This window comes from Alteromonas lipotrueae (assembly GCF_019249215.1).
GTDB lineage: Bacteria > Pseudomonadota > Gammaproteobacteria > Enterobacterales > Alteromonadaceae > Alteromonas > Alteromonas lipotrueae.
Map to the genome: position 1 here is coordinate 51,436 of NZ_JAESDI010000005.1, position 15,543 is coordinate 66,978.

12 protein-coding genes and 1 tRNA gene are annotated in these 15,543 nt (G+C 43.5%); 12 read left to right on the forward strand and 1 reads right to left on the reverse strand.

What is annotated here, in order from left to right:
* The first annotated feature begins 126 nt into the window (after nucleotides 1-126).
* The 12 genes from JKP82_RS06675 to JKP82_RS21000 all read left to right on the forward strand — a co-directional run bounded on the left by JKP82_RS06675 (nucleotide 127) and on the right by JKP82_RS21000 (nucleotide 14,757).
* On the forward strand, nucleotides 127-432 hold the full coding sequence (locus tag JKP82_RS06675; protein ID WP_159529867.1) for a 4a-hydroxytetrahydrobiopterin dehydratase: 306 nt from the start codon (nucleotides 127-129) through the stop codon (nucleotides 430-432).
* Nucleotides 433-614: 182 nt separating this feature from the next.
* Nucleotides 615-691, forward strand: a tRNA-Met gene (locus tag JKP82_RS06680).
* A gap of 349 nt (nucleotides 692-1,040) precedes the next feature.
* Nucleotides 1,041-4,370: an MHYT domain-containing protein gene (locus JKP82_RS06685; RefSeq protein WP_218396333.1), complete on the forward strand. Its 3,330-nt coding sequence runs from the start codon at nucleotides 1,041-1,043 to the stop codon at nucleotides 4,368-4,370.
* Nucleotides 4,370-5,365: a response regulator gene (locus tag JKP82_RS06690; RefSeq protein WP_159529871.1), complete on the forward strand. Its 996-nt coding sequence runs from the start codon at nucleotides 4,370-4,372 to the stop codon at nucleotides 5,363-5,365. The genes JKP82_RS06685 and JKP82_RS06690 overlap by 1 nt, the downstream gene beginning before the upstream one ends.
* 332 nt (nucleotides 5,366-5,697) lie before the next feature.
* The gene (rimP, locus tag JKP82_RS06695) at nucleotides 5,698-6,156 is read left to right on the forward strand and encodes a ribosome maturation factor RimP (protein ID WP_013783811.1); all 459 of its coding nucleotides are present in this window, start codon (nucleotides 5,698-5,700) and stop codon (nucleotides 6,154-6,156) included.
* Between the two features lie 45 nt (nucleotides 6,157-6,201).
* The gene (gene nusA / locus JKP82_RS06700) at nucleotides 6,202-7,695 is read left to right on the forward strand and encodes a transcription termination factor NusA (protein WP_013783812.1); all 1,494 of its coding nucleotides are present in this window, start codon (nucleotides 6,202-6,204) and stop codon (nucleotides 7,693-7,695) included.
* Between the two features lie 25 nt (nucleotides 7,696-7,720).
* On the forward strand, nucleotides 7,721-10,327 hold the full coding sequence (gene infB, locus JKP82_RS06705; RefSeq protein WP_159529873.1) for a translation initiation factor IF-2: 2,607 nt from the start codon (nucleotides 7,721-7,723) through the stop codon (nucleotides 10,325-10,327).
* Nucleotides 10,328-10,509: 182 nt separating this feature from the next.
* Nucleotides 10,510-10,911, forward strand: a complete 402-nt coding sequence (rbfA, locus tag JKP82_RS06710) for a 30S ribosome-binding factor RbfA (protein ID WP_013783814.1) — start codon at nucleotides 10,510-10,512, stop codon at nucleotides 10,909-10,911.
* A complete protein-coding gene (gene truB, locus JKP82_RS06715; RefSeq protein ID WP_218396335.1) occupies nucleotides 10,912-11,886 on the forward strand; it encodes a tRNA pseudouridine(55) synthase TruB in 975 nt (324 codons plus the stop codon). It begins immediately after the preceding gene.
* Nucleotides 11,887-11,989: 103 nt separating this feature from the next.
* Nucleotides 11,990-12,259, forward strand: coding sequence for a 30S ribosomal protein S15 (gene rpsO, locus JKP82_RS06720; RefSeq protein WP_013783816.1), 270 nt, complete (start codon nucleotides 11,990-11,992; stop codon nucleotides 12,257-12,259).
* Nucleotides 12,260-12,398: 139 nt separating this feature from the next.
* Nucleotides 12,399-13,619: a YjgN family protein gene (locus JKP82_RS06725; protein WP_159529877.1), complete on the forward strand. Its 1,221-nt coding sequence runs from the start codon at nucleotides 12,399-12,401 to the stop codon at nucleotides 13,617-13,619.
* 4 nt (nucleotides 13,620-13,623) lie between these two features.
* Entirely contained in the window at nucleotides 13,624-14,757 is a 1,134-nt protein-coding gene (locus JKP82_RS21000; RefSeq protein WP_218396337.1) for a M48 family metallopeptidase, read from the forward strand.
* A gap of 61 nt (nucleotides 14,758-14,818) precedes the next feature.
* Here JKP82_RS21000 and JKP82_RS06735 read toward each other — a convergent pair whose 3' ends face one another.
* A complete protein-coding gene (locus JKP82_RS06735; RefSeq protein ID WP_159529881.1) occupies nucleotides 14,819-15,466 on the reverse strand; it encodes a GGDEF domain-containing protein in 648 nt (215 codons plus the stop codon).
* Nucleotides 15,467-15,543 lie beyond the last annotated feature (77 nt).

Below are 15,543 nucleotides of genomic sequence, written 5' to 3' on the forward strand. Positions count from 1 at the left end.
GGTCGCTTTTTTATGTAAAGATTTCTCGCCAACATTAGTATTTTTACTTCCACACTTTCTTATCTAAAAAGCTGAATTCATAAAGCGTATTGTTTACATTGTTTACTTCAAGTGAAGGAGGGCTATATGAGTACGCTACTAACCCGTGAAGAAATTCAAGTAAACCTCGAAACCTTAAATGAAGGTCTAGAGGAAAATGAACGGTGGGCATTGAACGACAATGCTATTGAGAAGACATTTACCTTTAAAAGTTTCATTCGTGCATTTGGTTGGATGTCACAAATTGCTATTTGGGCAGAGAAATTAAAACATCATCCGGAATGGTTTAATGTTTATAACCGGGTTGAAGTGAAATTAACGACTCATGATGTGGGTGGTTTAAGCGAATTAGATTTTAAACTGGCAACAAAAATGGAAAGCTTTAAACCCTAAACGTTTAATTTTTAACCTTGAATTGCTTGGCGATTAAGCATAACGATTAATAATAAAGCGTTCAGTCAGAAAAGTGAAATAATTAAGTAATAAGTCCTTGTGTTACAAAAGTGCGTATGTATAATACGCCCCACGTTGAAGGGAGACATCAAACACCTCAAACCAACAACGTTATTTTCTGGCGCGGGATGGAGCAGTCTGGTAGCTCGTCGGGCTCATAACCCGAAGGTCGTAGGTTCAAATCCTGCTCCCGCAACCACATTATAACCCTGGCTTATGCCGGGGTTTTTTGTATCTGTAAATCTATTTTTACCCATTCTTTATATTCTCGATATTAGCCTCTTTACCAATAACACTTAATTCGACATGTTAGTGTGATTGCGCAAATGTCATATTGGCGCTTTCTTATACCCCGTATACCTGGTCGTTAAAATCATGCAAATGGTAATGCCTTCCAACACCTATTGGTTAATTTAATTGGTAATGCTTATTTAATTAGCGTGCATAAGATGGTAAAAGTATTAAACAGTAAAAAAGGGAAAAATATACTGCATGTATATTTGTAAGTTCCTAAATCACTTATGCTTTTAAATGCGCTGATGGGTAGTATGATTCAACAATTTTTCATGATTGAGCAAGAAGTCACTTTGCTCGACGGACAATATGACTTTGGCTTAGTAGCACTGTCATTAATGATTGCCATCTTTGCGTCGTTTATGGCATTTAACGTTGCTACTCAGGCGGCGACTTCCACCAATAAATTCAGAAAATATGCATTACTTAGTGCAGGCAGTTTTGCTTTGGGCGGCGGAATTTGGGCCATGCACTTTTTAGGTATGCTCGCCTTTGAACTATGTACCGCCGTTTCCTACAACGTAGGGATAACCTTAGCGTCTGCCTTACCGGGTATAGCGGCGGCCTGGGTCGCGCTCTATCTTATGACAAGGTCAACTATTTCGTTCACTGAAATATTAATTGGTGGCGTTTTAGTTGGCTCAGGTATCGGCACAATGCATTACAGTGGCATGGCGGCCATGGAAATGTCGCCTTTGCTTCGTTATAACCCTTCATTATTTTTATTGTCTATTGTTGTTGCGGTATGCCTGGCCATGCTGGCACTTTGGATCAAATTCGGTCTAACCGCTGTAGGGACAAAAAAGTCGAGCTTGGGAAGGGATGCGTTTATTTCGAGCGTTGTCATGGGGCTTGCTATAGCTGGCATGCATTACACTGGAATGTCAGCCGCTAGGTTTGTCATGCCGCCAGGTATGGAGTTTTCTTCCCAACCCTCTGAAATATCAATTTACTTGGCACTTACCATCGCCATGGTAACGGTTACACTTATTGCGCTGGTGCTGGGTATTACCCTGTTGTTCAAGTACAAAGATGTGAGTTTCCGTGCTATCGAAAGCGAAAAAATTCAGCGAGCTATTACAGATATTGCCGTAGATGGCATTATTACGGTAGACAGTAAAGGCATCATCAAAACGGCTAACCCTGCAGTCACCGCGGTGACAGGCTATACGCCGGAAGAGCTCATTGGACAACACGGGGCAATACTGGCCCCAGCCGATAAAAAATCAATATACGACAGAGATTTTTTCGAACAAAAATCAGTGCCGACTGAACAAATAATTGGTACTAGCCGAGAGGTGGTCATCGTCGGTAAAAGTGGAGAGATCGTTCCTGTTCGTGTTGGGATTGGTTATACCAAACTAGATGGTAACGCCTTGTTCGTTGGTTTTTTTTCCGATTTAAGAAAACGCAAAGCAATGGAAGATGCGTTGCGTGAGAGTGAAGCTAAATTCAGAAGTTTCATTTCTAATATTCCAGGTATCGCATACCGGTGCTTGAATGAGCCTGATTGGCCCATGGTATTTATCAGCGACGCAGTGTGTGAAATAACGGGATATACCGCTGATGACTTTATTCTACCCAACCCTAAAATAACGTTTGGTTCCCTTTGTCACCCTGATGATATGGAGCGAATAGAAGAGGAAGTAGCTGGTCAAAAAGACTTTAGTATCGAGTACCGCATCTTTAATAAAGCGGGTGATATTAGATGGGTGACCGAACACGGTGTTCATGTGCTTGATGAGAAAGGCAACACCATTTACTTAGATGGCTTTATTTCTGATATTACCGCCCGAAGGGAAATGGAAGAGGAACTTAAAGCGGCAAAAGAAAAAGCAGAGCAGGCTGCGGCAGCTCGCACGAACTTTCTTGCTAATATGAGCCATGAAATAAGAACCCCAATGAATGCCATTATCGGGTTCAGCGATTTAATGCTTGCTGAAAAAATGCCGCCAGAACAGCATAGCCATCTTACCACGGTAAATCGCTCTGCACGTTCACTGCTACATCTATTAAACGATATTCTAGATAGCGCAAAGTTAGACAAAGGCAAACTCGATTTAGAGTATCGCGACTTCATCATTCGCGAAGAAGTCGATACGGTGGTGTCGACATTTTGGCTAGAAGCCAAACGCAAAACAATCTCCTTAGAAGTACAGGTGGGAAGTGAAGTTCGCGAGGCCTACCATGGTGTTCCTGAGCGTATCAGGCAGGTGCTAAATAACTTAATTGGTAATGCAGTTAAATTTACTGGTGATGGAAGTGTGGTTTTAGACGTATCCAGCGATAGCTCATTTGTTTACTTTAAAGTAAAAGACTCGGGCATTGGCATGAATAGTGAGCAGGTAACTCGTGTATTCGACGCTTTCGCTCAAGCTGACGCCTCAATGAGCAGAAAATATGGCGGAACTGGGTTAGGCACTACCATATCTAAACAACTTGTTGAGTTGATGGGCGGAAACATATGTGCGCAAAGCGAACTCGGTGTAGGTAGCACCTTTACCTTCCGCTTGCCGTTAGTACCTGCAATTGCCCCTAGGGTAGTGGAAGAGGGCAAGCCCGCACAATTGCCACCAATGCATATTCTTATCGTAGACGATATTGCGCAAAATATAGATTTGTTGTCTTTGTTATTAACTCGCTCTGGTCATACCGTTGAGGTAGCAAGAGATGGTCAAGAAGCGCTGTTGAAAATGAATATACCCGGTATCGAACTGGTGCTAATGGATTTACAGATGCCTGTATTAGATGGCTTGGAAGCATCGATGCAAAGACGAAAATACGAAGCTGAGCATAGCCTACCTCCAATGCCAATTATTGCGTTAACAGCCAGTGTATTAGTGCAGGATAGACATGCCGCCACCGATGCGGGAATGGACGGATTTGCTAATAAGCCTATCGATTACCCCGTGCTTACCCGAGAAATGGCACGCGTACTGGGCAAAGAAATTGATGAATCAGCCACATTAATTGTTAATGATGACAAGTCGGAGAAACCAAAATCAAGCAAAGTGGTTAACCTAAATCGAGCCATTATGCTTTGGGGTGATGCGCAAACTCATCGTAATGAAGTGGCGAGATTTACCCGCGAAAACGAAGCTAAAATTGCGCAAATAACGACTGCTATTCTCGATGACGATGCATCAAAAACAGCATCATTGGCCCACAGCATTAAAGGGGTTGCCGGAAACTTGTGTTTGGACCCTTTGATGTCGGTATGCCGTGATATTGAGAAAAATGCACAGGCTGGTGAATTAGACATTTCCACAGTACAATTGCTTAAAAAATCATTCAACGAAGTGATAACATGGCTACAAGGCACTACTGAGACTCAAACGGTGCAAGTTAAGCAAGACGTCGACTACGCTGTGTTGTTAGCGCACCTCGTTAAATTAAAGCAAAGTGTTGAGCAAAACATGCTTGATGAAGATGAATTACAAGAAGTTAAGACGCTTGCTGGTGGCGAATACAAAGACACCATAGCCTCCATTATCATGGATATTGATGATTTTGAGTTCGAACGTGCCACAGTGCAGCTCGTCGAGCTAATTGATACTTTGGCCAGAGAGACTAAAACGCAATAATGCTTAAAACTATTGAAAAACCTACCTTGTTGGTCGTCGATGACGAGCCCGTAAATTTAAGAGTCTTAAAGCAACTGTTAGCCGCAGATTACCAACTGATTTTTGCCAAAAACGGTGAAGAGGCGATTAGAATAACGTCGCAACGACAACCCCAACTTATTCTGTTAGATATCATGATGCCAGGGCTAACAGGGTTCGAGGTATGTAGAATATTAAAAGGCCGAGATGACACACGTCATATTCCCGTTATATTTGTAACCGCGTTAAATGATGAGCACGATGAAGCGGAAGGTTTTGAAGTAGGCGCAGTAGACTATATTACTAAACCCATTTCACCACCGGTAGTAAAAGCCAGAGTGAAAACCCATTTATCGTTAGTGCAGTCTGACGAATTAATGCGCACTCGATTGCAAGTGGTACAGCGCTTAGGCCGCGCGGCTGAATATAAAGACAACGAAACCGGTATGCACGTATTGCGCATGAGCCATTATTCGAAAGAGTTGGCGTTAGCATACGGGTTTAGTGATGAACAAGCTGAAATATTGCTGCACGCTGCGCCAATGCACGATATTGGTAAAATCGGTATTTCTGATAGCATCATGTTGAAGCCAGGTAAATTGACAGACGAAGAGTTTGCAATCATGAAGACACACCCTGAAATTGGTGCCGAAATTTTAGGGGAGTGCGATTCCGCGTTATTAGTGATAGCTAAGTCAGTGTCACTTACCCACCACGAAAAATGGGATGGTAGTGGATATCCCAACGGGCTAGCAGGTGAAGATATTCCTATAGAGGGAAGGATATGTGCCGTGGCTGATGTGTTCGATGCGCTTACCAGTAAACGGCCTTACAAAGAGCCGTGGAGCGTAGAAAAAACACTCGCGTTTATGGAGAGCCAGAAGGGTAAGCATTTTGATCCGGCACTCATTGATTTGCTGATGTTAAAATTGCCTCAGATACTAGAAATAAAAGAAAAGTGGAAAGACGAGGACTAATCATATTGTATTGTCAAACATGGTCTAACAACTAATACTCGAGTGCTGTTGCTTAATGTGGCACCAATCAGTATAATACACTCATTAAGTGATGGTAGCGGGCTCCCTCAGTGTTAAGGAAAGTAACGCTTCCATTATTAGCAAACTATCACCTACCGGTGTTTTTTACCCATGTGTTTGCATTTGTCTTTGTGACAGATATGGGTTCAGAATTTTAATAAAAGCCCCGCTAGTCCGGGGCTTTTTGTTGTATTAGACCCTGGAGTCAGCCTAGCTGAGCTAGGTGATGACAGGTGGGCTTAAGGCCCTTTTTTCGTTTTTGGAGGTTTGCATTGGCAAAACTTGAAGAGAAACTAACCGAAATGCTCAACCCTGGTGTAGAAGCTTTAGGGTTTGAATTGGTTGGGATCGAATTTGTACGAGCGGGGAAACATTCAATTCTTCGCGTTTTTATTGATCATGAAAACGGTATCTCCGTAGATAATTGTGCAGATGTAAGTCATCAAGTGAGTGCAATTTTGGATGTTGAAGATCCAATTAGCACAGAATACAACCTTGAAGTATCTTCACCGGGTATGGATAGACCGCTTTTCAAAGAAAAGCATTATGTTGATTCTGTAGGTGAAGTTGTTCAGGTTCGTTTATCAATGCCGATGGACGACAGACGTAATTTTAAAGGCAAGGTATTGGCATGCGACAATGGCGTAGTCAGTATTGAAGTGGATGGCCAGCAGTTCCAGTTAGCTGTGGCGAATATCGAAAAAGGTAACGTTGTTCCCACATTCGAATAACGGAACAGCAATGCTTTCATCGACGAAAGCTTGAGTGAGGCTAAAATGAATAAAGAAATTTTGTTAGTGGCGGAAGCCGTTTCAAATGAAAAACAAGTGCCTAGAGAGAAGATTTTTGAAGCGCTGGAATTTGCAATTGCCAGTGCCACCAAAAAGAAAAACGAAGGCGATATCGAAGTTCGAGTAAGTATCGACAGAACCTCTGGCGACTTCGACACATTCCGTCGTTGGTTAATTATTCCTGATGACCAGGAACAAGAAAACCCATTCGCAGAAATTACCCTTTCTGCTGCGCAAGTAGAAGAGCCTGAGCTTCAATTAGGCGATTATGTTGAAGATCAGATTGAATCTATCAAATTTGACCGCATAACTACGCAGACCGCGAAACAAGTTATCGTACAGAAAGTACGTGAAGCTGAACGCGCGCAGATGATTGCGGAATACGAAGATAAAGTCGGCGAGTTGGTCACCGGTACGGTTAAGAAAGTAAACCGCGACAACATTATCATCGATTTAGGGAATAACGCTGAAGGTGTTATCTACCGTGACGATATGCTTCCTCGCGAAACATTCAGACCAGGCGACCGTGTTCGTGGTTTACTTTATGTAATCCGCCCTGAAGCACGTGGCGCTCAATTGTTTATCAGCCGTACTCATCCTGACATGCTTGTAGAGCTATTCAGACTTGAAGTACCAGAAATTGCTGAAGAAACACTAGAAATTAAAGCGGCGGCCCGTGATCCGGGTTCCCGTGCAAAAATTGCCGTTAAAACTAACGACAAACGCTTAGATCCAGTTGGTGCATGTGTGGGTATGCGTGGTTCACGTGTACAAGCAGTATCGGGCGAACTGGGTGGTGAGCGTGTTGATATCGTATTGTGGGATGAAAACTCAGCACAATTTGTTATTAACGCCATGGCCCCTGCAGAAGTTGCCTCTATTGTTGTGGACGAAGACAGCCACATGATGGATGTAGCGGTAGAAGCTGACAACCTTGCTCAGGCAATCGGTCGTAGCGGTCAAAACGTTCGCCTTGCTAGCCAGTTAACTGGTTGGGAACTGAACGTGATGACAGTAGAAGATCTGAACAAGAAACATGAAGAAGAAAACGCGAAGGTGTTGAACATCTTTACCGCTGGCTTAGATGTAGACGAAGAGTTTGCTGCTATGTTGGTTGATGAAGGTTTCACTACATTGGAAGAAGTGGCATACGTGCCAGCAAGCGAGCTTCTTGCCATTGACGGACTTGATGAAGATACCGTTGAAGAATTGCGTAATCGTGCACGTGCATTCCTTACGACCCGTGCATTAGCAAACGAAGAATCGCTTGAAGGCGCAGAGCCTACCGAAGCCTTACTAGGCCTTGAAGGAATGAGTAAGCACGTGGCCTATGTGTTGGCCAGCCGCGGCATTACCGACCTTGAAGAACTGGCCGAGCAAGGCACAGATGAAATTAGTGATATTGATGAACTAGACGAAGCTACTGCGGGTGCGCTAATTATGGCAGCACGTAATATCGTTTGGTTCAATGAAGAGTAAAGGTCAACAGGGGGAATAATACGTAATGGCAGATGTATCTATTGAAAAGCTCGCCAGCGACATTGGTACGACCGTTGACCGATTGGTTGGCCAGTTTAAAGACGCGGGTATTACAAAGAATGCCGGCGCTCAGGTTAATGAAGAAGAGAAAAAGAAACTGTTGGATCATTTAAGCAAGCAACACGGCAGCGCGTCCGAACCACAGCGCATGACACTTAAACGCAAGACAACCAGTACTATTAGCGTAGGCAAGTCGAAAGAAGTTAAAGTAGAAGTACGTAAAAAGCGTACTTACGTTAAGCGTACTGATGCTGAAGAGCAACAACGCATAGCGGAAGAAGAAGCGAAGTTAGCCGAAGAAGCACGTTTGAAACGTGAAGCAGAAGAAAAAGCTGCTGCTGAAGCAAAACAAGCTGCTGAAGAAAAAGCACGTAAAGCGGAAGAGTCAAGAAAGGCTGCTGAAGAAGAACGTGCTCGTCGTGCTGAACAAGCGAAGAAAGAGGCTGAAGCACGTAAGAAAGATGAGCCTGAAATGTCTGCTGAAGAAAAAGCTGCTCAAGAAGCTGCTCGTCTTGAAGAAGAACGTCTTCGTAAGGCTCAGGAAGAAGAAGCACAGAAGAAGCTTGAAGAAGATGCTAAGAAAGCCGCTGATGAAGCGCGTAAATTAGCAGAAGAAAACGAGCGTCGTTGGAAAGAAGAAGCTGAAGCTCGTAAGAAAGCGGAAGCTGAAGAAGTGCATTTACATTCAAATCGCTATGCTCAAGAAGCAGAAGACGAGCAAGACGCGCAAGTTGAGCGTTCTTCACGCCGTCGCAGAAAGTCTAAGCGAAATGCAGGTGAGCACTTGAAGCAAGGCTTCAATAAGCCAGCTCAACCTGTAGAGCGTATCGTTAAGCTTGGTGAAACTATCACTGTTGGCGAACTTGCTAGCAAGTTAGCGATTAAGTCGAACGAAGTTATCAAAACCATGATGAAAATGGGTGAGATGGCGACAATTAACCAAGTTCTTGACCAAGACACAGCAGTACTTGTTGTCGAAGAAATGGGTCATAAATTCGAACTGGTTAACGACAACGCGCTTGAAGAAGAATTGTTAGCTGATGATGGCACAGGCGGTGATAAAACTTCACGTGCACCTGTAGTCACCATCATGGGTCACGTTGACCACGGTAAAACATCACTACTTGATTACATTCGTCGCGCGAAAGTGGCTGACGGTGAAGCCGGTGGTATTACCCAGCATATCGGTGCTTACAAAGTACAAACTGATAATGGCGAAATTACCTTCTTAGATACGCCTGGACACGCCGCGTTTACTGCAATGCGTGCTCGTGGAGCAACGGCTACCGATATCGTTATCTTGGTTGTTGCGGCAGATGATGGCGTAATGCCACAAACGAAAGAAGCGGTTCAACATGCTCGAGCAGCGGGTGTTCCGTTAATTATTGCCGTGAACAAGATGGATAAAGAATCAGCCGATCCAGATCGTGTTAAAACTGAGCTTTCTCAACTGGAAGTTATTTCAGAAGAGTGGGGCGGTGAACACCAGTTTTGTAACGTTTCTGCTAAAACCGGTATGGGTGTTGATGGTCTTTTAGAAGCCATTAACCTTCAAGCTGAATTACTTGACCTACAAGCGGTAGCTAAAGGTCCTGGTCGCGGTATCGTTATTGAATCACGTCTTGATAAAGGTCGTGGTCCAGTGGCTTCAGTACTTATCCAAGAAGGTGAGCTGAAAGCCGGTGATATCCTACTGTGTGGTGAAGAGTACGGACGTGTTCGTGCAATGCGCGATGAGCATGGTCAAGAGCTTAAGCTAGCTGGCCCGTCTACCCCTGTTGAAGTACTAGGTTTATCTGGTGTTCCAGTAGCTGGTGAAGATGCAGCGGTAGTGAAAGATGAGCGTAAAGCCCGTGAAGTAGCGGCTAAACGTCATCAGAAGAAGCGTGAGCTTAAACTAGCTCGTCAGCAAAAAGCCAAGCTTGAAAACATGTTTGCGAACATGGAAGCAGGTGACGTTAGCGAACTTAACATCGTACTTAAAGCTGACGTACAAGGTTCTGTTGAAGCGATTGCTGAATCGTTGATTAAACTATCAACGGCAGAAGTTAAAGTTAACATTGTTGGTAGCGGCGTAGGTGGGATCACTGAAACTGATGCGACATTGGCAGCAGCTTCTGGCGCTATCGTACTTGGCTTTAACGTTCGTGCCGATGCAACTGCACGTCGCGTACTAGAAGCTGAAGAAATTGATTTACGCTACTACAGCGTTATCTATAGCCTAATCGACGAAGTGAAAGCAGCAATGAGCGGTATGCTTGCGCCAGAGTTCAGACAAGAAATTATTGGTCTGGCTGAAGTGCGTGATGTATTTAAATCGCCTAAGCTTGGTGCTATCGCTGGTTGTATGGTTACAGAAGGTGTGGTTAAGCGTAGCAATCCAATCCGTGTACTTCGTGAAAACGTAGTAATCTATGAAGGTGAACTAGAATCTCTACGTCGCTTCAAAGATGACGTACAAGATGTACGTAACGGTATGGAATGTGGTATCGGCGTTAAGAACTACAACGACGTAAAAGTTGGAGACCAAATCGAAGTCTTCGAAATCGTTGAAGTTAAACGCGAAATCTAATTGCCTAACTAAATCAGTATAAATAAAGCGGGGGCACAAGCCCCCGTTTTTGTCTGTCACTTTTCAAAATGAGACTAGGTTGTTTATAGGCTAAGCTTTACAAGGCTATGCCTAAAAGCGGATTAGCTTATAAAAGCCTGAGTGACTGGCGACTATCGCTGATTTAAAGACAGGAGAAAGTTATGGCTCGTGAATTTTCACGTACCGACAGAGTGTCGCAGCAAGTTCATAAAGAAGTAGCTAGCATTCTGCAAAATGAATACAAACACCGCGTTGGCGATATGCCGCTTATTACTGTGTCTGATGTAGATGTAACACGAGATTTAGCCCACGCTAAAATATATGTGACTATCTATAACAGCACAGAAGAAGAAGGCAAAAGACAAATAAAACAGCTGGCCGAGTTTCAGCCGTTTATTCGTAGTATTTTGGCTAAGCGTTTACGCATGCGCTCTGTGCCACATCTTCATTTCTTTGAAGATAAATCAATTATTGAAGGTATGCGCATTTCTAACTTGGTATCGCAAACCGTTGCGGCAGATGACGCGAAGCGAGATACCGACGAGTCAGAAGAGAAGGAATAAATGGCAAGGCGTCGTAAAGGCCGTGATATTAACGGCATAGTATTGCTAGATAAGCCATTAGGCGGTTCTTCAAACCAACTTCTTCAAAAGGTACGTTGGTTGTTCAAAGCTTCAAAAGGGGGGCATACAGGCGCGCTAGACCCTTTAGCCAGCGGTATGCTGCCTTTATGTTTAGGCGAAGCTACTAAGTTTTCGCAATTCTTATTAGATGCGGAGAAAACCTATGAAGTGACCGCAACGCTAGGTATTCGCACCAGCACTTCTGATGCAGACGGTGAAGTCGTTGAAGAAAAGCCGGTGACGGTAGATGAAGCGACGGTTCGAAACACATGTTTGCAATTTTTAGGCAAAAGCAAACAAGTGCCTTCTATGTTTTCGGCGCTAAAACACCAAGGCAAGCCTCTTTATCATTATGCTCGTCAGGGAATAACGGTTGAGCGTGAAGCGAGAGATATTGAAATATTCGAGCTTGAAGTTACTCGTATTGCGCTACCAGAAGTAGATATGCGCGTTAAATGCAGTAAAGGAACCTACATTCGTTCGTTAGTTGACGATATTGGTCAAATTCTTGAGTGCGGCGCTTATGTAACACGTTTGCATCGCACTGAAGTAGCCGATTATCCAACCGATAAAATGGTGTCTCTTGATACGCTAATTGCGACTCAAGAAGCACTAGATGAGGGTGACTTTGCAGCACTAGATGCATTTATGATCCCCATGGATACCGCAGTAAGTAGACTGCCTCTGGTTTGTATTAACGATGATGAAAAACATCGTTTCGACAACGGTCAAAGTATTAAAGGCACGTGCAACGAAGCGTTAGTCGTCGGTCAGCCTTACCGGGTTTACTTCGGTGAAGACGAACAAGGTTTGTTTTTAGGCGTAGGTGAAGGCGTACAAGATCCAAAAGACCAAGTTGGGTCTAATGGCGATATTTTTGTCAATCCGAAAAGACGGGTTGTGTACAACCAATAAAGTTTACACTTTCCCTTGCTAACTCGCGCGCTGTCATTATAATACGCGCTTCATTCCGTCTGGCTGAATTAGTGATCGGCCGGACATAATTTAGGAGAATGTTATGTCACTAACTAAAGACGAAACTGCAACAATCATTGCTGATTATGGCGTAAAAGAAGGTGATACTGGTTCACCTGAAGTTCAAGTTGCGTTGTTAACTCACAACATCAACAAGCTTCAAGGCCATTTTGCTGATCATAAGAAAGACCACCACTCACGTCGCGGTCTTCTACGTATGGTTAGCCAGCGTCGTAAGCTTCTAGACTACCTTAAAGGCAAGAACGCTGAGCGTTATCTTGACCTAATTAAGCGTCTTGGCCTACGTCGATAAGCTTAAGTTTTTAATGAAAAAAGCACCCTAGGGTGCTTTTTTTATGTCTGTAAAACGTTGCCCCCATAGTAAATGTTGCGTATGTTTAGTATTGGTAATGCTTTAAGCATATGGAAATTACTGATAATAAGAGGGATGTATGTCATCAAATATTGATTACTCAACGTATTCACTGGAAGAATTGAAGCAAGCTCGCGCCGCTATTGACGATATTGAGCACCCTGAACGGGCGCAAGAGTTGGAAGAGCGAATCGCGCAGTTAGAATTACCAGAGAATTCATCTACAGAAGCTCCATCTACAGGAGCTTCCTCCACAGTATCGACCGCAAGTGTTTTAAGAAAGGGTAAGGTTTCCTTTCATGGTAAAGCGTCAGAATTCTTTTCTATTTGGATTGTGAATTTATTGCTCACTATTGTGACATTAGGTATTTATTCTGCGTGGGCAAAAGTAAGAACCAACCGATACTTTTATGGAAATACCGAGATTGATGGTCATCGGTTTTCTTATCTAGCGAATCCTTTACAAATTTTAAAAGGCCGTATTATTGCGGTGTGTTTATTTGCTAGTTACTTTATTTTAAGCGCAATAAGCCCTATTGCGGGTGCGTTTATGGTGTTGGCCTTAATGCTATTCACGCCCTTTATGATAGTACTAGGTCAACGTTTCAGTATGCGTATGACAGGGTATCGAAATGTTCGATTTAAATTCAATGGCGGCTTTGGTGACGCGTTTGTAGTTTTCGTGGTGTTGCCATTCGTTAGCTTATTTACCATGTACTTGATGTTGCCGTGGGCGCTTAAGAAGATAGACGAATACCTCGTTGACGAATCAGCCTTCGGTGACAGTAGTTTTACCACCAAATTGAGCACGGGATCTTATTACGTTGCCTCACTCGGCGCTGTGGGCATTGTGGTGGCTGTGTTTTTGGTAGGTGCAAGTATAATGGGATTTGGCTTTACTAGTCTTATTCAAACACTAGAAAACGGTGCTCCTTTGGTGATGTTCACTTTGTTCGCCATGTATCTTATTGCCTATGCTATTTCATCTAGCTTTTATACCGCGCTTATCCGCAATCATATTTATGAAAGTAGTGAAATACCAAACGTGGCGCAATTCAAGTCCAATGTGGGTGTATTGCCGTTGGTATGGCTTAGAACAACCAACGTTATCGCTATCGTTCTTTCCTTAGGCTTTGCTATTCCCTGGGCGAAAATTCGCAGTGCTCATTTCTTTGCTAATGCCACTGAGGTCACTGTGTTATCAGGTATTGATAGCGTTACGTCCGTTAACACCGGTTCTGTGGGCGCGACAGCTGAAGAAGCGGCTACGTTGTTCGATGTTGATGTCGCATTAGGCTAGCCTAGTGATACCCGGGCAGTTATATCAATCAAAAGATTCAGCGGTAACATCAGTTATCGCGAATATTGAAAAAAATACATTGATCATTCGTTTATTAAATGGTGACAAGCGTGTTAAGGATGAGCAATGTGTGACAACAAGCCGTCTAGAAATAGACGCGAGCGATATTGCTGACAGTGGTGAAAGTGCCGGCGTTGGCAGAAGTGAAAGCACTGAGCCGCTGAGGTTTCAGCAATTTGAAGTCAATGCGAAGTCGAAGCTGGGTAATTTACCTCGAGAAATTACTCTACCTAACGACCGCTTACTGGTTTGCTCTCCATCGCCCCTGTTAGATCAGTGGTTAGATGGTGGGGCAGGTAGTCGTATCTCTCAAATGGAAACTAAAAAGCCTTGGCTAATTGCGAGTGTTTTATTAGTACCACTTTTACTCTATGTTATTTTCGTACAAGGCATGCCATGGGCGGCCGTTAAATTTGCTAACCAGATACCATACTCTATTAAATCCGTAGCTTCACAGCATACGTTGAGCGCATTAGATTATTCAATGTTGGAGCCTAGCACGCTACCTGATTTGCAACGTGAGCAGTTAATGATGGGCTTTGACACTGTTGTAAAGCAAGTTAGCGGACTCGGTATCGAAAGTAATATTCGGGTTCACTTTAGATATTCCGATTTGATTGGACCCAATGCCTTTGCGTTACCTGACGGCACCATAGTGTTTACCGATGACTTGGTAACACTGGTAGATGGCGACCAAGCATTACTTGATGCTATTTTGTTACACGAAATTGGCCATGTGGCACAAAACCATTCCATGCAATTGATAGCCGAGTCTTTATTTGCAACTCTAGCGATAAGTTACTTTTTCGGTGATTTAAGCGGAGCAATTGAGTCTTTTATGGGAATAGGCTCTAGTGTTGTGCAAAACCAGTACTCACAAAAGCATGAATGGCAGGCTGACAACTTTGCTATTTCACAATTAAAATTAATGCAACGCGATCCCGCTGACTTTGCAGACGTAATGCGTAAATTATCGAACGACAGTGAGCAGCAGGGCTCTGAAAATAGTTGGTTTCAATCTCACCCCTCAACAAAAGCACGTATAGAGAATGCTGAAAGCGCATCTTACAATGACTGATGGGTATCAGATAACCTAGAGTTAATGCCTACGTTTACAAAGGCCTAGCGAGGGTTTTTACCTAGATTTTGGCGTGTCTGTCTGTGTGGAATATAGTACGATTTCTGCCTTCGCCTTTAGCACGGTAAAGCGCATCATCGGCTTCTTTAATTAATGTTTCTACTTGTAAAACAGTGTTATGTTGCGGCATGGGTATTTGCGTCACGCCAATACTCACCGTAATGTTATCTGCTCGCGAGTAACGTAATTCTGCAATCCTTTCATGCAAATACTTACAATAGAGTCGGGCATTATCCTGGGTTGAGTTATATAGCACTATCAGAAACTCTTCGCCGCCCCAACGGGCAACAACATCGGTTTTTCGTGTGGCCGTTTTCAACGTATGTGAAAGTACACCAATAACCTCATCTCCTATATCGTGTCCGTGTTTGTCATTAATATTTTTAAAAAAATCAATATCAATAAGTAAAAAAGACACAGGAACAAACTTTCGGTTTACCTGATCGAGTAGCTTACGAATATCAGCAGAGGCAGCACGACGATTGAGTAAATTAGTAAGCGGATCGAGACGGGAGAGTAATGTGAGCTCGTCGGTTTTTAATTCCAAGCTGTCTCTCACTTCTATTAGCTCTTGATAGAGCTTGTCGCGACTCTTCGCTGTGTGCATAGACCAATAGAGTTGCTCACCATGCAGTATAACATTAGCCAATATTGGTATTCGTTCATGCTGCGCAGTAATGACAGTTAATTGAAGTTCCGAAAACCTACCCGAATCGAGCAAAGAAG